The 22,035-nt window shown below is 59.7% G+C and carries 25 protein-coding genes; 14 read left to right on the top strand and 11 right to left on the bottom strand.

What is annotated here, in order from left to right:
- Window positions 1-19: 19 nt before the first annotated feature.
- The 5 genes from EQV96_RS19995 (at window position 20) to EQV96_RS19980 (ending at window position 3,372) form a co-directional block, all read left to right on the top strand.
- Window positions 20-376 (top strand): 4a-hydroxytetrahydrobiopterin dehydratase, encoded by a 357-nt coding sequence (locus EQV96_RS19995; protein ID WP_016781595.1) that lies wholly within the window; start codon window positions 20-22, stop codon window positions 374-376.
- Window positions 376-1,572 (top strand): amino acid aminotransferase, encoded by a 1,197-nt coding sequence (locus EQV96_RS19990; RefSeq protein WP_095039318.1) that lies wholly within the window; start codon window positions 376-378, stop codon window positions 1,570-1,572. The genes EQV96_RS19995 and EQV96_RS19990 overlap by 1 nt, the downstream gene beginning before the upstream one ends.
- Window positions 1,573-1,759: 187 nt before the next feature.
- Window positions 1,760-1,891 carry a hypothetical protein gene (locus tag EQV96_RS23275; protein ID WP_254925257.1) on the top strand — a complete coding sequence of 44 codons (132 nt, stop codon included), beginning with the start codon at window positions 1,760-1,762 and terminating at the stop codon, window positions 1,889-1,891.
- 80 nt (window positions 1,892-1,971) lie between these two features.
- Window positions 1,972-2,148 carry a hypothetical protein gene (locus EQV96_RS19985; protein WP_095002633.1) on the top strand — a complete coding sequence of 59 codons (177 nt, stop codon included), beginning with the start codon at window positions 1,972-1,974 and terminating at the stop codon, window positions 2,146-2,148.
- A gap of 36 nt (window positions 2,149-2,184) precedes the next feature.
- On the top strand, window positions 2,185-3,372 hold the full coding sequence (locus tag EQV96_RS19980) for an MFS transporter (RefSeq protein WP_138738201.1): 1,188 nt from the start codon (window positions 2,185-2,187) through the stop codon (window positions 3,370-3,372).
- Between the two features lie 126 nt (window positions 3,373-3,498).
- On the opposite strand, the gene arfB is transcribed toward EQV96_RS19980, so the two are convergent.
- The 8 genes from arfB to EQV96_RS19940 all read right to left on the bottom strand — a co-directional run bounded on the left by arfB (window position 3,499) and on the right by EQV96_RS19940 (window position 11,127).
- Window positions 3,499-3,912, bottom strand: coding sequence for an alternative ribosome rescue aminoacyl-tRNA hydrolase ArfB (gene arfB, locus EQV96_RS19975; RefSeq protein WP_088377742.1), 414 nt, complete (start codon window positions 3,910-3,912; stop codon window positions 3,499-3,501).
- A gap of 90 nt (window positions 3,913-4,002) precedes the next feature.
- A complete protein-coding gene (locus EQV96_RS19970; RefSeq protein WP_095002635.1) occupies window positions 4,003-5,421 on the bottom strand; it encodes an amino acid permease in 1,419 nt (472 codons plus the stop codon).
- Window positions 5,422-6,160: 739 nt separating this feature from the next.
- Window positions 6,161-7,357, bottom strand: coding sequence for a 23S rRNA pseudouridine(2605) synthase RluB (rluB, locus tag EQV96_RS19965; RefSeq protein WP_088377744.1), 1,197 nt, complete (start codon window positions 7,355-7,357; stop codon window positions 6,161-6,163).
- A 144-nt stretch (window positions 7,358-7,501) separates the two neighbouring features.
- Window positions 7,502-7,693, bottom strand: coding sequence for a DUF1289 domain-containing protein (locus tag EQV96_RS19960; protein ID WP_240882287.1), 192 nt, complete (start codon window positions 7,691-7,693; stop codon window positions 7,502-7,504).
- A gap of 161 nt (window positions 7,694-7,854) precedes the next feature.
- Window positions 7,855-8,787, bottom strand: coding sequence for an SMC-Scp complex subunit ScpB (gene scpB, locus EQV96_RS19955; protein ID WP_240882286.1), 933 nt, complete (start codon window positions 8,785-8,787; stop codon window positions 7,855-7,857).
- 12 nt (window positions 8,788-8,799) lie between these two features.
- The gene (locus EQV96_RS19950) at window positions 8,800-9,498 is read right to left on the bottom strand and encodes a ScpA family protein (RefSeq protein WP_170943745.1); all 699 of its coding nucleotides are present in this window, start codon (window positions 9,496-9,498) and stop codon (window positions 8,800-8,802) included.
- A gap of 119 nt (window positions 9,499-9,617) precedes the next feature.
- Entirely contained in the window at window positions 9,618-10,250 is a 633-nt protein-coding gene (locus EQV96_RS19945) for an L-threonylcarbamoyladenylate synthase (protein WP_088377747.1), read from the bottom strand.
- Window positions 10,251-10,263: 13 nt separating this feature from the next.
- A complete protein-coding gene (locus tag EQV96_RS19940) occupies window positions 10,264-11,127 on the bottom strand; it encodes a PHP domain-containing protein (protein ID WP_095002640.1) in 864 nt (287 codons plus the stop codon).
- A gap of 84 nt (window positions 11,128-11,211) precedes the next feature.
- Here EQV96_RS19940 and EQV96_RS19935 point away from each other — a divergent pair, with 84 nt between their 5' ends.
- The 5 genes from EQV96_RS19935 (at window position 11,212) to EQV96_RS19915 (ending at window position 14,839) form a co-directional block, all read left to right on the top strand.
- Complete coding sequence (locus EQV96_RS19935; RefSeq protein WP_095002641.1) at window positions 11,212-11,814, top strand: septation protein A; 603 nt, start codon at window positions 11,212-11,214, stop codon at window positions 11,812-11,814.
- A gap of 1 nt (window position 11,815) precedes the next feature.
- Complete coding sequence (locus EQV96_RS19930) at window positions 11,816-12,115, top strand: YciI family protein (protein WP_095002642.1); 300 nt, start codon at window positions 11,816-11,818, stop codon at window positions 12,113-12,115.
- Between the two features lie 60 nt (window positions 12,116-12,175).
- Window positions 12,176-12,853, top strand: coding sequence for a response regulator transcription factor (locus EQV96_RS19925; RefSeq protein WP_095002643.1), 678 nt, complete (start codon window positions 12,176-12,178; stop codon window positions 12,851-12,853).
- 142 nt (window positions 12,854-12,995) lie between these two features.
- Window positions 12,996-13,427, top strand: coding sequence for an LTXXQ domain protein (locus EQV96_RS19920; RefSeq protein ID WP_095002644.1), 432 nt, complete (start codon window positions 12,996-12,998; stop codon window positions 13,425-13,427).
- 77 nt (window positions 13,428-13,504) lie between these two features.
- Entirely contained in the window at window positions 13,505-14,839 is a 1,335-nt protein-coding gene (locus EQV96_RS19915; RefSeq protein WP_095018929.1) for a HAMP domain-containing sensor histidine kinase, read from the top strand.
- A gap of 184 nt (window positions 14,840-15,023) precedes the next feature.
- Here the strand turns inward: EQV96_RS19915 and EQV96_RS19910 are convergent, their stop codons facing one another.
- Window positions 15,024-15,587 (bottom strand): nitroreductase family protein, encoded by a 564-nt coding sequence (locus EQV96_RS19910; protein WP_095002646.1) that lies wholly within the window; start codon window positions 15,585-15,587, stop codon window positions 15,024-15,026.
- Between the two features lie 119 nt (window positions 15,588-15,706).
- Here EQV96_RS19910 and EQV96_RS19905 point away from each other — a divergent pair, with 119 nt between their 5' ends.
- The 3 genes from EQV96_RS19905 to EQV96_RS19895 all read left to right on the top strand — a co-directional run bounded on the left by EQV96_RS19905 (window position 15,707) and on the right by EQV96_RS19895 (window position 18,910).
- Complete coding sequence (locus EQV96_RS19905) at window positions 15,707-17,161, top strand: TrkH family potassium uptake protein (RefSeq protein WP_095002647.1); 1,455 nt, start codon at window positions 15,707-15,709, stop codon at window positions 17,159-17,161.
- 19 nt (window positions 17,162-17,180) lie between these two features.
- Window positions 17,181-17,939 carry an AraC family transcriptional regulator gene (locus tag EQV96_RS19900; protein WP_095002648.1) on the top strand — a complete coding sequence of 253 codons (759 nt, stop codon included), beginning with the start codon at window positions 17,181-17,183 and terminating at the stop codon, window positions 17,937-17,939.
- A 77-nt stretch (window positions 17,940-18,016) separates the two neighbouring features.
- On the top strand, window positions 18,017-18,910 hold the full coding sequence (locus EQV96_RS19895) for a DMT family transporter (protein WP_169916489.1): 894 nt from the start codon (window positions 18,017-18,019) through the stop codon (window positions 18,908-18,910).
- Here the strand turns inward: EQV96_RS19895 and EQV96_RS19890 are convergent.
- Window positions 18,904-19,191, bottom strand: coding sequence for a SelT/SelW/SelH family protein (locus EQV96_RS19890; protein WP_240882397.1), 288 nt, complete (start codon window positions 19,189-19,191; stop codon window positions 18,904-18,906). The two genes, EQV96_RS19895 and EQV96_RS19890, sit on opposite strands and share 7 nt — an antisense overlap.
- A gap of 70 nt (window positions 19,192-19,261) precedes the next feature.
- Between EQV96_RS19890 and EQV96_RS19885 the strand changes: the two genes are divergently transcribed.
- Window positions 19,262-21,445 carry a patatin-like phospholipase family protein gene (locus tag EQV96_RS19885; protein ID WP_240882396.1) on the top strand — a complete coding sequence of 728 codons (2,184 nt, stop codon included), beginning with the start codon at window positions 19,262-19,264 and terminating at the stop codon, window positions 21,443-21,445.
- 121 nt (window positions 21,446-21,566) lie between these two features.
- On the opposite strand, the gene EQV96_RS19880 is transcribed toward EQV96_RS19885, so the two are convergent.
- Window positions 21,567-22,001: a MarR family transcriptional regulator gene (locus EQV96_RS19880; protein WP_095002651.1), complete on the bottom strand. Its 435-nt coding sequence runs from the start codon at window positions 21,999-22,001 to the stop codon at window positions 21,567-21,569.
- Between the last annotated feature and the right edge of the window lie 34 nt (window positions 22,002-22,035).

Below are 22,035 nucleotides of genomic sequence, written 5' to 3'. Positions count from 1 at the left end.
CTGATTTCAGGAATCCACCATGAACGCACTGAACCAAGCCCACTGCGAAGCCTGCCGCGCCGATGCTCCACAGGTCAGCGACGAAGAACTGCCGATCCTGATCAAACAGATCCCGGACTGGAACATCGAAGTTCGCGACGGCATCATGCAGTTGGAAAAGGTCTTTCTGTTCAAGAACTTCAAATTCGCCCTGGCCTTTACCAATGCCGTGGGCGAGATCGCCGAAGCCGAAGGCCATCACCCGGGCCTGCTGACCGAATGGGGCTCGGTCACCGTGACCTGGTGGAGCCACTCGATCAAGGGCCTGCACCGCAACGACTTCATCATGGCCGCACGCACTGATGAAGTCGCCAAAACTGCCGAAGGTCGCAAGTAATGCACTTTGCCGATATTGGTCGGGTACCGGGCGACCCGATTCTCGGTTTGATGGACGCCTATCAACAGGATACCAATCCGGACAAGTTCGACTTGGGCGTGGGCGTCTATAAAGACGCCAATGGCCTGACGCCGATCCTGCAATCGGTAAAGTTGGCCGAGCAGCGCCTGGTCGATCAGCAACAGACCAAAACCTATATCGGCGGTCATGGTGACAGCCGATTCGGGCAACTGATCAGCGAACTGGTGCTGGGCGAAGACTCGCCCCTGCTGGCCAGCAAGCGCGCTGCAGCGACCCAGACCCCGGGCGGTACCGGGGCCTTGCGCCTGAGCGCCGATTTTATCGCGCAATGCTTGCCGGGCCGTGGCATCTGGCTGAGCGATCCAACCTGGCCGATCCACGAAACCATCTTTGCCGCAGCCGGGCTCAAGATCAGTCACTACCCTTACGTGGGCAGCGACAACAAGCTCAATGTCGCGGCCATGCTCGAAGCCCTGGAACACGCGCCAAAAGGCGATGTGGTGCTGCTGCACGCCTGCTGCCACAACCCGACCGGCTTTGACCTGTCCCAGGCGGACTGGCTGCAGGTGCTGGACGTGGTCCGTCGTCGTGAATTGCTGCCTTTGATCGATTTTGCCTACCAGGGTTTTGGCGACGGAATGCAGGAAGACGCCTGGTCGACCCGCCTGTTCACCCGTGAACTGCCGGAAGTGCTGATCACCAGCTCGTGCTCGAAGAACTTCGGCCTGTACCGCGAACGCGTCGGTGCATTGATTGTGTGTGCCAATGACGCCGAAAAGCTGACCGACATCCGCAGCCAGTTGGCCTATATTGCGCGAAACTTGTGGTCCAACCCGCCGGATCACGGCGCGGCGGTGGTAGCGACCATCCTCGGCGATGCCCAGCTGAAAAGCGTGTGGATCGCAGAAGTGGAAGCCATGCGCAGCCGTATCGCGCAATTGCGTAGCGGTTTGGTGGAAGCCCTGGTCCCGTTCGGGCTGGCGGAGCACTTTGCCCATATTAATGAGCAACGCGGGATGTTTTCGTACACTGGCCTGACCCAAGAGCAAGTCCAGCTGTTGCGCGAGAAACACAGCGTGTACATGGTTGGTTCGGGACGCGCCAATATGGCCGGGGTCGACGGCACGCGCCTGAGCCTGCTGGCCAAGGCGATTGCGCAGGTGTGTACACACTAGCCCCCCACCCTGTAGCAGCTGCCGAAGGAACGAGGCAGCTGCTACAGGGCTCTGCCTTTTGCAGCGACAGCTGCAATATGAAAAGTTCGATACAAATCCCCCCAGACGCAATAAAAAGACAAATTGTCACACTCCCTCCTGTATCCTTAGCAAGCTACTTAAAACACACCTTACGAGGAGCGCGACGATGCACGAGATCCCAAACCTCCCCTTCCCAAGCCTGCACGAAACCGAGCAGCCAACCCCGCAACACACCAGTGGCGAAAACCCCGCACTGGACGAGGCTTCTGAAAGCCTGCAGGCCGAAAGCGAAGACTGACGGCGCACAATCAGACGGTGCGAAAAGCATTCAGTTTTTCACACCGTCTGACACAATCGCCCCTTATTGCGGAATCAAGCGTGACTGACACCTTCAGCGATACCCAGGCCAGCGTTCTGATCGGCACCGCCGAGAAAATGATCGACCTCTGGGAGCGCCTCAGCCCCGAAAAACAAGCTCTCCTGCTCAAACGGTTCGGCACCCAGGAAAATGCACTGGCCGCTTTAATCGCGACGCAACTGGTTACACCACTATAATCTGCACCAACCCGCTCCCCGCAGGACCCCTACCCCATGCCTGAAACACAGCGCCCCATGGCAATCACGCTGCAAGTGGTTTCCATCGTCCTGTTTACCTTTATCGGCTATTTGAACATTGGCATTCCGCTGGCCGTACTGCCGGGTTACGTGCATAACCATCTCGGTTACGGCACGGTGATCGCCGGGCTGGTGATCAGCGTGCAATATTTGGCTACGCTGCTGAGCCGGCCTTACGCCAGCCGCTACATCGATACCCGGGGCAGCAAGCGCGCCGTGATGGTTGGCCTGGCCGGCTGCGGCCTGAGTGGCGTGTTTATGCTGGTGTCCAGCTGGCTGACGAGCATGCCGGCCTGGAGCCTGGCCAGCCTGTTGATCGGCAGGCTGGTGCTGGGCAGCGCGGAAAGCCTGGTGGGCTCCGGCTCCATCGGCTGGGGCATAGGCCGGGTCGGCGCGCAGAACACGGCCAAGGTGATTTCCTGGAATGGCATCGCCAGCTACGGCGCCATTGCCATTGGCGCACCTCTGGGCGTGGTCATGGTCGGCCACCTGGGCATGTGGAGCCTGGGCGTAAGCATTATTACCCTGGGAGCGCTGGGCGTACTGCTGGCCTGGCCAAAACTGGCAGCACCCATTGTCAGCGGCGTGCGCCTGCCGTTTCTGCATGTACTGGGACGCGTGTTGCCCCACGGCACCGGGCTGGCCCTGGGCTCGATCGGCTTTGGCACCATCGCCACCTTTATCACCTTGTATTACGCGACCAACCACTGGGAAAACGCAGCGCTGTGCCTGAGCCTGTTTGGCGCCAGCTTTATCAGTGCGCGTTTGCTGTTTGGCAATCTGATCAACCGTATCGGCGGTTTTCGCGTGGCGATTGCCTGCCTGAGCGTCGAGACGCTGGGCCTGCTGTTGCTGTGGCTGGCACCCAACCCGGAGTTGGCCCTGGCGGGCGCGGCCTTGAGCGGCTTTGGCTTTTCGCTGGTGTTCCCGGCGCTGGGGGTTGAGGCGGTCAACCTGGTGCCGGCCTCCAGCCGGGGGGCTGCGGTGGGTGCGTATTCGCTGTTTATCGACCTGTCGCTGGGCATCACCGGGCCGCTAGTGGGTGCCGTGGCGGCAGGGTTCGGCTTTGCTTCGATCTTTCTGTTTGCGGCGCTGGCGGCGCTTGGCGGGTTGATGCTGAGTGTTTATCTGTATCGTCAGGCGCAGAACGCAAGAGCGTCCTAGCTCGCGCTCAGGGTGATTAAACCTGTGGGAGCGGGCTCGCCCGCGATGCAGACGGAGTGGTGTGCCAGGTAAAGCACGGTGATGCCATCGCGGGCAAGCCCGCTCCCACAGGACTGCTGCTGCCCTCTAGAAATCCACCTTGCCCCGCCCCGCCTTGATGTTGCCGCGCTTGGTCTTGGATTCCAGCCGACGTTTTTTTGAGCCCAGGGTCGGCTTGGTCGGGCGGCGCTTTTTCTCCACCTTGGTGGCGCTGACGATCAACTCCGCCAGACGCTCCAGCGCATCAGCCCGATTCTGCTCCTGGGTGCGGTATTGCTGGGCTTTGATAATCAGCACGCCATCACTGGTGATGCGGCTGTCACGCAGCGCCAGCAACCGCTCCTTGTAAAAATCCGGCAACGACGAATTGGGAATATCAAAGCGCAGGTGCATGGCGCTCGAAACCTTGTTGACGTTCTGCCCGCCCGCACCCTGGGCGCGAATGGCCGTCAGTTCGATCTCGGCATCAGGGATATGCACGTTGTTGGAAATCACCAGCATCAAAAAAGGGTCCGTGTTCAGAGCATCAAGGATACCCCACAAACAACAAACCCGGCGCAATGGCCGGGTTTGCAGGGTTAAACACAGCGTTTATTTGGCAGAGCTGTAAGCTGCTGCCTGCGCCTGTACCGCGCGCTTGTTCTTGATCACGAAGCACAGCCACATAAAGGCCACCCACACCGGAATCGCGTACACCGACACGCGAATCCCCGGGATCAACAGCATGATCACCAGGATAAACGCTACAAACGCCAGGCAGATGTAGTTGCCGTACGGATACCACAGCGCCTTGAACAGCGGGACTTGCGCGGTCTTGTCCATATGCTGGCGGAACTTGAAGTGCGAGTAGCTGATCATCGCCCAGTTGATCACCAGGGTCGCTACTACCAGGGACATCAGCAGTTCCAGCGCATCATGGGGCATCAGGTAGTTGAGCAGCACTGCAATGACCGTCACCGCCGCCGAGGCCAGGATCGAGTTGACCGGCACGCCGCGCTTGTCGATTTTGGCCAGCACTTTCGGCGCATCGCCCTGCTGCGCCATACCCAGCAACATGCGGCTGTTGCAGTAGGTGCCGCTGTTGTACACCGACAATGCTGCGGTCAAGACCACGAAGTTGAGGATGTGCGCAGCAGTGTTGCTGCCCAGCATCGAGAACACTTGCACGAACGGGCTGCTGCTGTAGCTGTCGCCACCGGCATTCAGGGTTTCAAGCAGCGAGTCCCACGGGGTCAACGACAGCAGAACTACCAGGGCACCGATATAGAAAATCAGGATGCGGTAGATCACCTGGTTGATCGCTTTCGGGATCACGGTGCGTGGTTTGTCGGCTTCAGCTGCGGTGAAACCGAGCATTTCCAGGCCGCCGAAGGAAAACATGATAAAGGCCATGGCCATGATCAGGCCGGTCGTCCCGTTCGGGAAGAAACCACCGTGTTCCCACAGGTTGCTGACCGAAGCCTGAGGACCGCCACTGCCGCTGACCAGCAGGTAGCTGCCCAGGGCGATCATGCCGACAATTGCCACGACCTTGATGATCGCGAACCAGAACTCGGCTTCGCCAAACACTTTGACGTTGGTCAGGTTGATCAGGTTGATCAGCACGAAGAAGGCCGCTGCCGAGGCCCAGGTGGGGATCTCCGGCCACCAGTAGTGCACATATTTGCCGACGGCGGTCAGCTCCGACATGCCCACCAGGATGTACAGCACCCAGCAGTTCCAGCCCGACATAAAGCCGGCGAAACCGCCCCAGTATTTATGGGCAAAGTGGCTGAAAGAACCGGCAACCGGTTCTTCGACGATCATTTCGCCGAGCTGGCGCATGATCATGAACGCGATAAAGCCGCAGATCGCATAGCCCAGAATCATCGATGGACCGGCCGACTTCAGCACCCCGGCCGAACCGAGAAACAGGCCAGTACCAATCGCGCCACCGAGGGCTATCAGCTGGATATGACGATTTTTCAGGCCGCGTTTAAGCTCGCCCGAATGCGAGGTATTTCCACTCATTGCAAAGGTCCCACACAAGGTTTGATGTGATTCAGTGCGTTGTAACTTGAGCACCAGAGGCAGTGATCGAAGGGTCTACAACACAAATCAAACCCCAGCGCAGACGCCAGGAATCCAAGGTTGTTTCACGAGTCATGCGTCACCTGTTTGTTTTTATCTGTGACGGAATCGAACCCGCAACGCTTGTGGCATTGCGGAATTATCAAGGCGGATAGCCTTGAGGTTTTGGCCGTTCGGTGTAACGCCGAGCGGCGCAAAATGCGCGGGTACGCAATTGAGTCACAGTTAAAACGCGGCGCATTGTACACCCGCACGAAGGCAAGATCCCATCACACAGCCGATTGCAATACGAAACAAGCCGCAATTTATGTAGGAACTGTCCTAATTCTGTAAATCTCGGAAGGTTTTCATTACAAAGGGATGATTTCAGCGGTTTAGGGTCGGTAAGTGGCTGAATTCGTATAGGTTTATTGACATGGTGTAACGATTATTTGCCACGCGAATTACGACCCGTAGCAGCTGCCGAAGGAACGAGGCTGCGTTCGGTTGCACAGCAACCGTAAATCCTGAATACCGTATTGGCCTGGTACACCACAGCGCCTGTTTTTACGACGACTGCGTCGCCGCACGCAGCCACGTTCCCTGGCAGCTGCTACGCAACCATCAGCATTTCGCAGACATAAAAAAACGCCAACCCCTGGGGGTTGGCGTTTTTTGTACCGCGCTTACAGCTTACCGCTTACTGCGGCTTGCGACGACCGAAGCCCGGGCGCTGGCCCGAACCTGCCGGGGCACCACGACGCTTGCCCGACGGCGCATCGTCAACCAGCTTTGGCCCGTTACGGGTTGGCTTGGTTGGACGCTTGTTGATTTCGCTCGGACGCTCGGCAACTGGCGCACCACGACCTGCTGGCACACGATCAGTACGGCCGGCAGGCTTGCGCGCCGGACGAGCCGATTCATCACGAGCCGGACGGCCCGGACGCTCGCCTTCGATATGCGGCTGGCGTGCCGGACGCGGCGCAACAGGTGCACCTTCAGCCGGGCGCAGCACGCGGGCAACACGGTCACCACGGGCCACAGGGCGCGAGGATTTGCGCTGCATGCGCTCAAGCTTGTCTTTGCTCTTGGCGTTCATCTCAGGCATGGCAACCGGCGTGAGGCCGACTTCAGCGCTGAGAATGTCCACTTCGAACTGGCTCATTTCGCGCCAGCGACCCATCGGCAGATCGGAGTTGAGGAACACCGGACCGAAACGTACGCGCTTCAGGCGGCTGACCACCAGGCCCTGGGATTCCCACAGACGACGCACTTCACGGTTACGGCCTTCCATCACCACGCAGTGGTACCAATGGTTGAAGCCTTCGCCGCCTGGCGCCTGCTTGATGTCGGTGAAACGCGCCGGACCGTCTTCCAGCACAACGCCGGCCTTGAGGCGGGCAATCATGTCGTCATCCACTTCGCCACGCACACGTACCGCGTATTCACGGTCCATTTCGTACGAAGGGTGCATCAAGCGGTTGGCCAGCTCACCGTCAGTGGTGAACATCAGCAAGCCGGTGGTGTTGATGTCCAGACGACCGATATTGATCCAGCGGCCTTCTTTTGGACGCGGCAGTTTGTCGAACACGGTCGGACGGCCTTCAGGGTCGTCACGGGTGCAGATTTCGCCGTCGGGTTTGTTGTACATGATCACGCGGCGAACCGATTCGGCTGCCTCTTCACGCTTGATCACCTTGCCATCGATGGTGATGGCGTCGTGCAGGTCTACGCGCAGACCCAGGGTTGCATCCTTGCCATTGACCTTGATCCGGCCCTGGCTGATCCAGCTCTCTACGTCGCGACGCGAGCCAACGCCAATACGGGCGAGGACTTTTTGCAGTTTTTCGCCTGCAGGGCCAATTTCCTGGCCGTCTTTAGGGTCGAGATCTTTCATCTGGGCACCTCCCGGTGTGTCAATTCAGGCGAGCGCCTGAAGTGTTAAAAATGGGCCTTGGGGCTCTGCTGAGCCCCAGAGGGTCGCGAATCATACGCGGATATTGGCCATTGCGCATCAAAGGCTAGTCACGAAGTGCGTGGCTCACTTGGTTTTCCGCCGGCCGGTGGCCTCAAGCGCCAGTAAACGCAGGGCGGATTCGGCCAGCACCGCACGTTTTTCGTCTTTGTCGAGTTTCTTCCAGGCCTTGATTTCACGCTTGGTTCGCCCGCAGCCCAGGCAAATGTCGTCGGTGAACTTGCAGACACCGATGCAGGGGTCTTTGGTTGCAATCATGGCAGCCCTCCGAAATTTGTGTGGGAGCGGGTTTGCTCGCGATGGCATCGCTGCGGTGTGCCTGACAGTCCGCGTCGTCTGCATCGCAGGCAAGCCAGCTCCCACGGGTCATGCATTGCCCGCAGAATCCGCGGCTTGCCAGGATCCTTAATGGGAGTGCATCAGTCTTCCTGCTCGCGGCGTTCCTGTTCGATGGCTTCGGCCAGGGCCTGAGCCTCAAGCTCTTCGTCGCTCAAGGCAGATCGCTGCTCAAGTGCAGCAACCGCAGCGCGCAATCGCTCGCGGGCCAACTCGGCCGCAGAGGGTTGCTGCGGTTGTGGTTGGGCTTCTATTTCCGACTCGGACTCAGGCTCAGGCTCTAGAGCTTCAACTGGCGCAACGTCGCGCAGCAAATCATCAAAGTCAGTTTTAAGACCCTCCTCCATCGAGTCCAGTTCCGTCAGCAGGGTGCGGAAGCTGGTTTCGTCTTTCGGCTCTTCCGGCTCGGCGCTTTCGTCGGCCAGCGCCTGAAGATGCGCAGGCACCGGGGCATCGTCAAAATCGAGGATCGGATCCGGCTCCAGCTCGCGCAGCTCGGCCAGTGGCGGCAATTCATCGAGGCTCTTGAGGTTGAAGTGGTCAAGAAAGCCCTTGGTGGTGGCAAACATCGCGGGCTTGCCCGGCACGTCACGATAACCCACCACGCGAATCCACTCGCGCTCCAGCAGTGTCTTGACGATATGGCTGTTGACCGCCACACCGCGCACATCTTCGATCTCGCCACGGGTAATGGGCTGGCGATAAGCGATCAGCGCCATGGTCTCCAGCATGGCTCGCGAGTAACGTTGCGGGCGTTCTTCCCACAGACGTCCGACCCAGGGCGAGTACTTTTCGCGGATCTGCAGGCGATAGCCGGAGGCAACTTCTTTCAGTTCAAAGGCGCGGCCGTCGCAGGATTTGCGCAGCAGTTCCAGGGCCTTCTTGAAGACCGGCGGTTCCGGGCGCTCGCCCTCTTCAAACAGTTCGAACAGGCGCTCAAGGCTCTGCGGCTTTCCCGAGGCCAGCAGAAAGGCCTCAAGCAAGGGGGCCAGCTCGCGGGGTTCAGTCAAATTCATGGTTTCAGCTCTTTATTCGGCTCTTGCCCGCACATGGATCGGCGCGAAGGGTTCATTTTGTACCAACTCGATCAGCGACTCTTTGACCAGTTCAAGAATGGCCATAAAGGTCACGACTACACCCAACTTGCCTTCTTCAGCGGTAAACAGCTCGACAAAGGGCACAAAGCCACCCCCCTTGAGACGCTCAAGCACGTCGCTCATGCGTTCGCGGGTCGACAGGGCCTCACGGCTGACCTGATGACTTTCAAACATGTCGGTGCGGCGCAGCACTTCGGCCATCGACATCAGCAGCTCTTCAAGCGCCACATCCGGTACCAGTTTGCGCGCCCGTGCTTCGGGGGCATCGAGCTTGGGCACATAGATCTCGCGCCCTACCCGGCTGAGCCCCTCAATGCCTTCAGCGGCAGCCTTGAAGCGCTCGTATTGCTGCAGGCGGCGAATCAGCTCGGCACGGGGGTCACCCTCGTCCTCCTCGATTTCGGCCGAACGCGGCAACAGCATCCGCGACTTGATCTCGGCCAGCATCGCGGCCATGACCAGATACTCGGCCGCCAGCTCCAGGCGCACGGTTTTCATGAGCTCGACATAACCCATGTACTGGCGGGTAATTTCCGCCACCGGAATGTCGAGAATGTCGATATTTTGCTTGCGGATCAGGTACAGCAGCAGGTCGAGCGGGCCTTCAAAAGCGTCAAGAAACACCTCCAGTGCATCCGGGGGGATATACAGGTCTTGCGGCATTTCGATGACCGCCTGGCCATAGACCATGGCCAGAGACAGTTCTTGCTGGGCACCGGCCCGGGCCTCAGGTGCTTCTACGTCAGACATCAGGCCTCGACCATAAAGGGTTGAGGATCACCGCAGCCCACCCGCACGATCTCGGGGTCACCACTGTCCACCAGGCTGATGACAGTGGAGGCCTTGTTGCCGCCAAAACCGCCGTCAATGATCAGGTCGACCTGTTTTTCCAGGGCATCACGGATTTCATACGGGTCTTCCATCGGCTCGCTCTCGCCCGGCAGGATCAGGGTCACGCTCATCAGCGGTTCGCCCAGCTCTTCAAGCAATGCCAGCGCAATCGGATGGCTCGGTACGCGCAGGCCAATGGTACGGCGTTTAGGGTGCAGCAGCAGGCGCGGCACTTCGCGGGTGGCGTTGAGGATAAAGGTGTACGGCCCCGGCGTATGCGCCTTGAGCAGACGGAAGATGCCGGTATCCACCTTGGCAAACAGCCCCAGCTGCGACAGGTCACAGCACATCAGGGTGAAGTTGTGCTTGTCGTCCAGGTTGCGCAGGCGCTTGATCCGCTCGATCGCACCCTTGTCACCCATCTGGCAACCGACGGCATAGGACGAGTCGGTAGGATAAATCACCACCCCACCCTTCTTGATGATTTCAACGGCCTGTTTGATCAGACGCGGTTGTGGGTTTTCCGGATGAATCTGGAAAAATTGACTCACAGTGTTTACCTGTTCAGACGTTGGCAGTGGGTTTGTCATATTTGAATCGACACCACAATGGCGGCAAGTCTTCCGGAAGCGGACGGTATTCGCCGATCTCGGACCACCCTCCTGGACCATGAAAATCACTGCCGGCACTGACCAGCAGACCGAACTCACGCGCAAGGATCGCCAGGCTGCCAACCTGATCGGCCGGCTGGTACCCGTTGACCACTTCAATCGCGTGACCCCCTGCTTGAATATAGTCGCCAATCAGCCGTCGGCGCTTGCTGCGGGTAAAATCGTAGTGCGAGGGGTGCGCCAGACTGACCCAGGCGCCTGCTGCGCGCAGGGTGGCGACGGTGTCTTCCAGGGTCGGCCAGTGCAGCTTGACGTCCCCCAGCTTGCCGGCCCCCAGCCATTTACGGAAGGCTTCGGCGCGATCCTTGACGTAACCGGCCTCCACCAGAAAATCGGCAAAATGCGGACGGGCCGGGGCGTTGCCGCTGTCACCCAGGGCTTGCTGGATAGCCCGTGCGCCTTCAAGCGCACCAGGCATACCCTTGAGCGCCAGCTTGCGACTGATCTCTTCGGCGCGCAGCCAGCGGCCATCGTGCAATTTGGCAATGGCCTCGACCAGCGCCGGGGCGTTGACATCGAAACCGTAGCCGAGCACATGAATCGTCGCTCCGCCCCAAGTGCAGGACAACTCCACGCCGTTGACCAATGTCATGCCCAGCGCCTGCGCCGCCGCGCGGGCTTCGTCGAGGCCTTCAAGTGTATCGTGATCGGTCAGGGCCAGGACTCGCACACCTTTCTCGAACGCACGCGCGACCAGTACCGCAGGCGCCAGGGCGCCATCGGATGCCGTGCTATGGCAATGCAAGTCAATTTCCACGGGGATTTAATAACCTCTAGCTGACGCTTTCGCTGTCATTGATGTTTGTTATTATGCCGCCACATCCTGCTTCTGGCTGCCACTGTGAAACAATTCATCGACTTCATCCCGCTGTTACTGTTTTTCATCGTTTACAAAATCGAACCGCGCATCGTCGAAATCGGCGGGCACAGCCTGTCGGTCGGCGGTATCTACAGCGCTACCGCCATGCTGATCATCAGTTCGCTGGTGGTGTATGGCGCGCTGTTTATCAAGCAACGCAAACTCGAAAAAAGCCAATGGCTGACCCTGATCGCCTGCCTGGTATTCGGCAGCCTGACTCTGGCCTTCCACAGCGAAACCTTCCTTAAATGGAAAGCCCCGGTGGTCAACTGGCTGTTTGCCCTGGCGTTTGCCGGCAGCCACTTTATCGGCGACAAGGTCCTGATCAAGCGCATGATGGGCCACGCCCTGAGCCTGCCAGATGCCATCTGGACCCGCCTGAACGTGGCCTGGATCGGGTTTTTCCTGTTCTGCGGCGCGGCCAACCTGTTCGTGGCATTCACTTACCAAAGCATCTGGGTCGACTTCAAAGTGTTCGGCAGCCTGGGCATGACTGTGTTGTTCCTGATCGCCCAGGGCATTTACCTGTCGCGCCATCTGCATGACACCGACCCGACTGATACCACCCCCAAGACCAAGGACTGACATGCTCTACGCCATCATTGCAACAGACGTCGCCAATTCCCTCGAAGCTCGCCTGGCTGCCCGCCCTGCGCACCTTGAGCGCTTGCAACAACTGAAAGCCGAAGGCCGCATCGTACTGGCCGGCCCGCACCCGGCCATCGACAGCAATGACCCTGGCGCTGCCGGTTTTAGCGGCAGCCTGATCGTGGCCGAGTTCGAATCCCTGAACGCTGCCCAGGCCTGGGCCGAAGCCGACCCTTACGTTGCCGCTGGCGTATATGCCAATGTCAGCGTCAAGCCGTTCAAGCAAGTCCTGCCGTAACCTGTATCTTTACCGGCAGCCGGCGCAAACAGCACCGGCACCGGTCAAATCGAGTAAGTCATGAGCGACCTGTTACTGATAGATGATGACCAGGAGCTGTGTGAGCTGCTGGTCAGTTGGCTGAGCCAGGAAGGCTTTCAGGTTCGCGCATGCCACGACGGTGCCAGCGCCCGCAAGGCGCTGGCAGAGTCCAGCCCCGATGCCGTGGTGCTGGATGTCATGCTCCCCGACGGCAGCGGCCTTGAGCTGCTCAAGCAATTGCGCAACGACCACCCTGATCTGCCGGTGCTGATGCTTTCGGCCCGAGGCGAACCGCTGGACCGCATCCTGGGCCTGGAGCTGGGCGCCGATGACTACCTGGCCAAACCTTGCGACCCTCGCGAGCTTACAGCCCGCCTGCGCGCCGTGTTGCGCCGCAGCCACCCGGCGGCGGTGTCCAGCCAGATGGAGCTGGGCGACCTGTGTTTCAGCCCGATGCGCGGCGTGGTCACCATCGACCAGCGCGACATTACCCTGACCGTGTCTGAAAGCCGCATCCTTGAAGCCCTGCTGCGCCAACCGGGTGAGCCGCTGGACAAACAGGAACTGGCGCAGATCGCCCTGGGCCGCAAGCTGACCCTGTACGACCGCAGCCTGGACATGCATATCAGCAACCTGCGCAAAAAGATCGGCCCGCACCCGGATGGCAGCCCGCGCATCGTGGCACTGCGCAGCCGCGGGTATTTCTACAGCGTCTGAGAAAAGCGCCCTCACCCTGTGTAAATCCCCGGCGAAACCGTCTTTACCAAAGCTTTACCCACGGTTGACAGCGATTGACCTTGATCTCCCTAAACTGGGCGCATCCGGAACAACCGGAATCCAAATTCAAAGGAGACACACCATGCGTAAGACTCTAATTGCTTTGATGTTTGCTGCAGCACTGCCAACCGTCGCAATGGCCATGCCTGGTGGTGACGGCCAGATGGGCCCTCGTCACGGCGGCGAGCACCACGGTCGCGGCGACGCCCCTTACAGCCAGCTGGACCTCACCCGCGAGCAGCGCCAGCAGATCGGCAAGCTGATGGGCGAGCAAATGCATGATCGCAAGCAACTGGTCGAGAAGTACCTGGAAAAACTGCCAGCCGCCGACCAGAAAGCCCTGAAAGACGAGATGAAGGCCAAGCACGACAAAACCCAGAGCGATATTCGCGCCTTGCTCAAGCCTGATCAGCAAAAACGCTTCGACGAGATGCAAAAGAAACGCGCCGAGCGTCAAGCCGAGATGAAAGAGTTTAAGGACTGGAAAGCACAGCAAGCGCCAAAAGCGCAATAATCTGTCTGCCCACCAAGCCCAACGGCTCACGCCGTTGGGCTTTGGTCGTTTCAATCAATGACTTGTGAGGAATTACCGTGCGATCACTGTTTTGGCGCATTCTGGCCAGCTTCTGGCTGGCGATTGCCCTGGTCGCAGGGTTGTCGATCCTGCTGGGGCATATGCTCAATCAGGACGCATGGATTCTCAGCCGTCATCCCGGGATCGCCAATCTGGCGCAACAGTGGACCGAGCGTTACGAAACTCAAGGCGCCGATGCGGCGCAGGATTTCCTTGAACGGCGCAAGCGCCGTTATCACATCGACGTGCAAGTGCTCAACGAAAGTGGCGACCCGCTGGTACGTGGCACCTTCCCGCGTCGGGCAGCCGCCTGGGAAGCCCGCCAGAATCCGGGCACAGAACAGTTGCCATGGCGTCGCCTGACCGTCGAATACACCAGCCCGAAAACCGCCGAAACCTATTTGCTGATTTACCGCATTCCGCACCCGGAACTGGATGCCTGGCACCGCCAGAGCCTGATCTGGCCTCTGAGCGCACTGGGGATTGCGCTGGTGGTGCTGACGCTGTTCAGCCTGATGGTGACGCTCTCGATTACCCGCCCGCTCAAGCGTCTGCGCGTTGCCGTGCATGACCTTGGGCAAACCACTTACCAACAGAACAGCCTGGCGCAGTTGGCGTCGCGACGTGATGAATTTGGCGTGCTGGCCACCGACTTCAACCGCATGGGTGCCCGCCTGCAAAGCCTGATTGGCAGCCAGCGCCAACTGCTGCGTGATGTGTCCCACGAGCTGCGCTCGCCCCTGGCCCGGCTCAAGATCGCTCTGGCCCTGGCTGAACGCGCCGGGCCTGAAGAACGTGAAAAACTGTGGCCACGCCTGACCCGCGAGTGCGACCGGCTGGAATCGTTGATCAGCGAGATTCTGACCCTGGCCCGGGTCGATGCTGATCAGGCCAGCGCCGAACAGGTCGACCTCAATGCACTGCTCAACACCGTGCAAAAAGACGCCTCGATGCTGGCCCCCGAGCAGCCCGTACTGCTGCAAGCCGAACAGGGGTTGGGCCTCAACGGCTGGCCAACGATGATCGAGCGCGCCGTGGATAACCTGTTGCGCAACGCGCAGCGCTTCAACCCGCCTGGCCAGCCGATTGAACTGAGTGCGGAGCGCGAAGGCGAACACATCACCATCAAGGTTCGCGACCATGGCCCGGGGGTCGCTGAAGAGTACCTGGCGCAATTGGGTGAGCCGTTTTTCCGCGCACCGGGCCAGACAGCGGCCGGCCACGGGCTGGGATTGGCCATTGCGCGACGGGCGGCGGAACGCCATGGCGGGCGGCTGATGCTGGGCAATCACCCGGATGGCGGATTTGTTGCCACCCTGGAGTTACCGCTGAAACCGGACGGTAACCTGTAAAGGTTTCGCAGCAATTTGATCGCGTAGCAGCTGCCGTAGGAACGAGGCTGCGTCCGATTGCAAAGCAATCGTAAAATCAGAATCCGCGGTTTAACTGAATAATCGCGTGCGCTGATTTTGCGGTGGCTACACCGCCGAACGCAGCCTCGTTCCTTCGGCAGCTGCTACGGATATTGGTACAGGGCTACTTAACCGACCACGCCTGCACAAACTCGGCGCTGTCCACCTTGGGCGCAACGCGCAACTCGTTCTGCGGCGTACCCAAATACAGGAACGCCACCACTTCCTCGCCCTCACCCAGCCCCAAACCCTTGGCCACATGCGGTGCATACGACAACTCGCCGGTGCGCCATACCGCGCCAATCCCCTGGGCATATGCCGCCAGTTCTATGGCATGGGCCGCACAGCCCGCGGTAATCAACTGCTCAGCCTTCGGCACCTTGAAGTGATCCTGCAAACGGGCAATCACTACCACCACCAAAGGGGCGCGCAAGGGCATGGCGCGAGCCTTGTCCAGGGCGGCCTGGGTCACTTCGCCACCTTGGGCCAGCACGGCCTCGGCGAGGATTTCACCCAGCTGATTGCGCGCAGCGCCTTCAACCGTCAAAAACCGGTAAGGACGCAACTGACCGTGGTCCGGCGCACGCAAGGCGGCGGCGAAAAGTACTTCACGTTGCTCAGCCGTTGGCGCCGGATCGAGCAGGCGCGGGGCAGAAACACGGTTGAGCAAAGCGTCGAGAGCCTCCATTGGCCACCTCCTGAAGAAAATGTGCAGCTATTCTAACGGTATCTCCCGAAGGCTTGGCGGTTTACATAGCCCGGACCACAGGTAGAATGGCGCCCCTCTTTCATCCCCGAGCTGACTTCATGGCGTTGCCGACATTACGCATCATCGGTTTCATTATCGGCATCTTCCTGATTACGCTCGCGATCAGCATGGCCGTGCCCATGCTGACCCTGGTGATTTACGACCACCTGGGCGACTTGCCATCCTTTTTGTGGGCCAGCCTGATTACCTTCATTGCCGGCCTGGCGCTGGTCATACCGGGCCGCCCCGAGCAGGTGCATCTGCGCCCCCGGGACATGTATCTGCTGACTGTGTCCAGCTGGGTGGTGGTGTGCATCTTCGCCGCACTGCCGTTTTTGCTGACGCAGCACATCAGCTATACCGATTCTTTTTTTGAAAGCATGTCCGGCATTACCGCCACCGGCTCCACCGTGCTGAGCGGCCTGGACACCATGTCCCCCGGTATTCTGATGTGGCGCTCGATGCTGCACTGGCTGGGCGGCATCGGCTTTATCGGTATGGCGGTAGCCATTTTGCCCCTGCTGCGCATCGGTGGCATGCGCCTGTTCCAGACCGAGTCCTCTGACCGCTCCGAAAAGGTCATGCCGCGCTCACATATGGTGGCCCGTCTGATTGTCGCCACCTACGTCGGCATCACCATTCTGGGCAGCCTGGCGTTCTGGTGGGCGGGCATGAGCGTGTTTGATGCGATCAACCACGCCATGTCGGCCATTTCCACCGGTGGTTTCTCGACCTCCGACCAGTCACTGGCCAAGTGGTCGCAACCGGCGGTGCACTGGGTCGCCATTGCCGTGATGATCATGGGTAGCTTGCCGTTTACCTTGTATGTGGCCACCCTGCGCGGCCATCGCAAGGCCCTGATCAAGGATCAGCAGGTACAAGGCTTGCTCGGCTTGCTGGTCGTGACCTGGTTCGTACTCAGCATCTGGTTGTGGTGGACTACCAACATGCCGTGGTGGGACGCCTTCCGCCATGTCGCGCTCAACGTGACCTCGGTAGTAACGACCACGGGCTTTGCTCTGGGTGACTACAGCCTGTGGGGCAATTTCTCGCTGATGCTGTTCTTCTACCTGGGCTTTATCGGCGGTTGCTCGGGCTCGACTGCAGGCGGGATCAAGATTTTCCGCTTTCAGGTCGCCTATATCCTGCTCAAGGCCAACCTTAATCAACTGATCCACCCTCGAGCGGTGATCAAGCAAAAGTACAACGGCCACCGCCTCGACGAAGAAATCGTACGCTCGATCCTGACCTTTTCGTTTTTCTTCGCCATCACCATCTGCGTGATCGCGCTGGCCCTGTCGCTGTTGGGACTGGACTGGATGACCGCCCTGACCGGCGCCGCCAGCACGGTGTCGGGCGTAGGGCCAGGGCTGGGCGAGATCATCGGGCCGTCCGGCAACTTCGCCAGCCTGCCGGATGCGGCCAAGTGGATTTTGTCATTGGGCATGTTGCTTGGGCGACTGGAGATCATTACCGTGTTTGTATTGTGCATTCCGGCATTTTGGCGGCACTGATCCACAGAAGAGACCTGTCATGGACCAAATCCTGTCACTGCGCCATTACCGCCACGACCTGATTGCCCATAGCCATGAACATGCGCAGGTGGTGATCAGCTTGTCGGGCAAGCTGGATTTCGAAGTCGAGGGCCGGCCCAGCCTGCTGCGCCAGCAACAGCTGATGGTCGTGCCTGCGGGCGCCCACCACACCTGCGGCAGCCCGCAAGGCAGCCACTGCCTGGTGCTGGACGTGCCTGGTGACAACTGGCTGGGCCAGTCCCTGGGTGGGCACGCCGATGCCAGCCGCCGATTGCTCGACAACCCCGCACAGCTGCCTCTCGACCCGAAACAGCATCAACTGGTCGACTGGCTCGCCACCAGCCCGATAAACGACCCGTTGATTGCCCGCCAGGGTGCGATTCTGCTGCTCGCCAGCCTGACTAACCTTGCCGGTGAACGGGCGCAACCCAAACGCCTGCCCTACGCGGCCATGGATGCCTATATTGAGCAGAATACTGCCTACCCGTTACAGGTTGCGGATCTGGCTCAAATTGCAGGCTTGTCCTGCGCCCGCTTGCACAGCCGCTTTGCCAGCGAGTGCGGGCAAACGCCAATGGACTACATCCGCCAGCGACGCCTGCGCAGTGCCCTGACGCTGCTGCGCCAAAGCGCCCTGGCCATAGGCGAAATAGCCAGCCGCGTTGGCTACAACTCGCAAAGCGCGTTCGCCGCCGCCATGCTGCGCGAATTCGGTGCCTCGCCTTCGGTGCTGAGACGCGAGTCTGGCGACAACTGACGCCAGTGTCGCGACAGACAGCTCCCCGCCCTGCCCCGTAGACTGCACGCCTTGCCTGTATTGAACCAAGGATTGCAATGACTCCGCGTACTGCCCTGGGCGCCCTGCATATCGGCGCTTTGATGTTTGGCCTGACTGGCGTGTTCGGCAAACTTGCCGCTGCATCGGCTTCGATCATCGTATTTGGCCGCGCCGCTTTCGCAGTGCTGGCATTGCTGTGCTTCACCGCGCTGGCCAAACGCAGCGCCTGGTACCGACTGACCCTGCGCGACGCCCGCAGTTTGCTGCTGAGCGGTGTGCTGCTGGCCGGGCACTGGATAAGCTTTTTTGTCTCGGTAAAAATCGCCGGGGTCGCGATTGCAACCCTGGGCTTTGCCAGTTTCCCGGCGTTCACGGTGATTCTGGAAGGACTGATTTTTCGCGAACGCATTCGTCCCAACGAAATAGTTCTGGTGGCGCTGGTCAGCATCGGGCTGATCCTGGTCACGCCAAGCTTTGACCTGGCCAGCCAGGCCACCGAAGGGCTGCTGTGGGCCGTCGCTTCCGGGTTGCTGTTTTCACTGCTGTCGCTGAACAACCGCGCCAACTCGGGGCGGATGCCCGCCGTGCAGGCCGCCATGTGGCAAAACGCGGTGGTCGCGTTGTGCCTGCTGCCCTTTGCCGGCCCGGGATTGAGCGAAGTCCGCCCGCTGGACTGGCTATGGATCGGTCTGCTCGGGGTGTTTTGCACCGGCGTGGCACACAGCCTGTTCGTCGCCAGCCTGGCAGTAATCAAGGCGCGCACTGCCGCCGTGGTCTTTGCCATGGAACCGGTCTATGGCATCACCCTGGCATGGTTGCTGTTCCATGAAACACCCTCGCTGCGCATGCTGCTGGGCGGTGTACTGATAATCGTCGCCATCGTGGTGTCGAGCCGCATGCGCAGCGGCCCCGCACCCGATAAGGCAGGGCTGAACGCCGCCGCTCACTGAGCCCGGTCGTTGTGCCCCAGGTCGCGCTGCGGGTCAATTTGGTCACGCACTCGCTGCTTGAGCACCTTGGCTTCGGGAAAGCCGCCGTCAGCCTTGCGTTCCCAGATCTGCACACCGTCGCAGGTGATGCGAAACACCCCACCGATGCCAGGCTCCAGCACGACCCGGCCCAGGTCTTCGGCAAAGGTGCTGAGCAACTCTTGAGCCAGCCAGGCGGCACGCAGCAGCCACTGGCATTGGGTGCAGTAGGTAATGACAATTTCGGGTTTATTGATCGACATGATTTCAAAGGCTCTTGAAAGGAAGGCGCCGCTATAATAGCCGCCTTTCTCGCTTGCCCAGAGACTCATGATGCGCCGCCTGCTCTGTTGTTTGTTCCTGTGTCTTTGCCCTTTGGTGCTGTTTGCCGCCGAAGCCGCCAAACCCAAAGTCGGCCTTGTGCTGTCCGGCGGCGCGGCCCGTGGCCTGGCCCACGTTGGCGTATTAAAGGCCCTGGAAGAACAGGGCATTCATATCGATGCCATCGCGGGCACCAGCATGGGCGCAGTGATTGGCGGTCTGTATGCCTCCGGCTACAAAATCGATGAGCTGGAAAAACTCGCGCTGAGCATCGACTGGCAAGAGGCCCTGTCCGATGCGCCGGAGCGCGAAGACATACCTTTTCGGCGCAAGCAGGATGACCGCGACTTTCTGGTCAAGCAACAACTCAGTTTCCGCGACGATGGCAGCCTGGGCCTGCCATTGGGCGTGATTCAGGGCCAGAACCTGGCATTGCTGCTCGAAAGCCTGCTGGCCCACAGCAGTGATGTGCGCGACTTCGACAAACTGCCAATCCCGTTCCGCGCCGTGGCCACTGATATCGTCAATGGCGAAAAAGTGGTGTTTCGCAAAGGGCATCTGCCCCAGGTGATCCGCGCCAGCATGTCAATCCCGGCGGTATTCGCCCCGGTCGAGATCAACGGCCAGCTGTTGGTCGATGGCGGCATGGTCGACAATATCCCGGTGGATGTGGCCCGAGAGATGGGCGTGGACATGGTCATTGTGGTGGATATCGGCACCCCGTTGCGGGGGCGCAAACAACTCAACACCGTGTTCGACATCCTCAACCAGTCGATCACCCTGATGACCCGAAGCAATTCAGAAGTGCAGCTGGCATCATTGAAGCCTGACGATATTTTGATTCAGCCCGCCCTGGCCAGCTATGGCGCCACTGATTTTGGCCGCTCACTTGACATCATCAATGCAGGCTACAGGGCCACGCAGGTGCTTGAGAAACGCCTCGCCAGCCTGCGTCAACCTACGGACGTGCAACTGGCTGAAGCCCGCACCCCCGAAGAACGCACTCCGGTGATTACCGCGATCAAGATCGAAAACGACTCGAAAATCGGCGATTCGGTAATCCGCTACTATATTCGCCAGCCCATCGGCGAGCCCCTGGACCTGGGCCGCCTGCAACGTGACATGGGCACGTTGTACGGGCTCGATTACTTCGATCAGGTGCAATACCGCGTGGTGCACAAGGGCAAGGAGCGCACCCTGGTCATCAGCGCCAAAGGCAAGCGCAGCGGTACTGACTACCTGCGCCTGGGGCTGAACCTGTCGGACGACATGCGCGGCGACAGCGCGTTCAATATTGGTGCCAGCTACCGAGTGAACGGCATCAACCGGCTGGGTGCCGAATGGCTGACGCGGGTGCAGATTGGCGACAAGCAAGAGCTGTACAGCGAATTTTACCAGCCCCTGGATGCCGGCTCGCGCTACTTTGTCGCCCCCTATATCCGCGCCCAGTCACAAAACGTGGAAATCATCGACGAGAACGACCCTATTGCCGAGTACCGGCTGGAGCGCTATGGCTTTGGTCTTAACTTTGGTCGCCAAATCGGTAATAGCGGTGAAATTCGCCTGGGCATCGGTGAGGCATGGGGCAAGGCTGACGTACGCATCGGTGAGCGCGACATGCCGAGCCTCAGCTTCAAAGAGGGATCCTATGATTTGAAGTACTCATTCGACTCACTGGATAACGTGTACTTCCCCCATTCAGGAGAAGACATCAGCCTGAGCCTGCGCCAGTTCGACCCGAGCCTTGGCTCGGATGAGCGCTATCGACAGTGGGAATTCAAACTGGACAAAGCCATGAGTTCAGGCCCCAACACCTGGATATTGGGCGGGCGTTACGGACGTACCCTGGACAAGACTGAAATTGTCACCTCGAGCTTCTTGCTCGGCGGGGCACGACAACTCTCGGGTTTCAGGGAAGATGCGATTTCGGCACAGAATATAAGCCTGATGCGCGCCGTTTATTATCGTCGCCTCACGCCCCGCTCGTATTTGCCGTTTGATTTTCCGTTGTATGCCGGCGCTTCTCTGGAGCGCGGACGTGCCTGGAACAACGACAACGAGTACAACAGCGGCTATATCAATGCGGCGAGCATTTTTATCGGCTTTGACACGCCGCTGGGGCCGCTGAACTTCAGCTACGGCTTCAACGATGATGACCAGAAAGCGCTGTATCTGAACCTGGGGCAGACGTTCTGACGGCTGAAAACAGACTACTGTGGGAGCGAGCCTGCTCGCGATGCTGGCAGCGTGGTCTTTTAGACAGGCCGCAGTGATGCCATCGCGAGCAGGCTCGCTCCCACAACAGGGATGTGTGAGATCAGTTCTTTTCGAGGTTATCCAGAATCCGCTTGTGCACACGCAGGCAAATGCGCGCTTCTTCTTCATCAATACCCACGAACAGTTCCTGACGCAACGCCGTGGCAATGGCTTCGATCTGTTCGATCAGCGGGCGGGCAGAATCACTCAAGACGATTTTTTTCGCACGGCGGTCTTCAACCACCGCGTGACGCTGCACCAGCCCCTGCGCCTCGAGGCTGTCAAGCAGACGAGCCAGTGTCGGACCTTCAACGCCAACGCTCTGGGCCAGCTCGCGCTGCGTGGGCGCCTCGTCAAAACGGGCCAGATGCAAAAGCACCAGCCAGCGTGCCTGGGACAGGCCCAGGCCAGCGAGACGACGATCCAGCTCGGCACGCCAACCACGGGACATTTGGGCCAGTTGCATACCAAAACGGTGTTGATCGGTTAACGGCATAAAAAACTCAATGTTTAGACTGAAAATAGAGTGA

Source organism: Pseudomonas sp. TMW22080 (genome assembly GCF_022496745.1).
GTDB lineage: Bacteria > Pseudomonadota > Gammaproteobacteria > Pseudomonadales > Pseudomonadaceae > Aquipseudomonas > Aquipseudomonas bubulae.
This window is presented reverse-complemented; position numbering and strand designations above follow the sequence as displayed.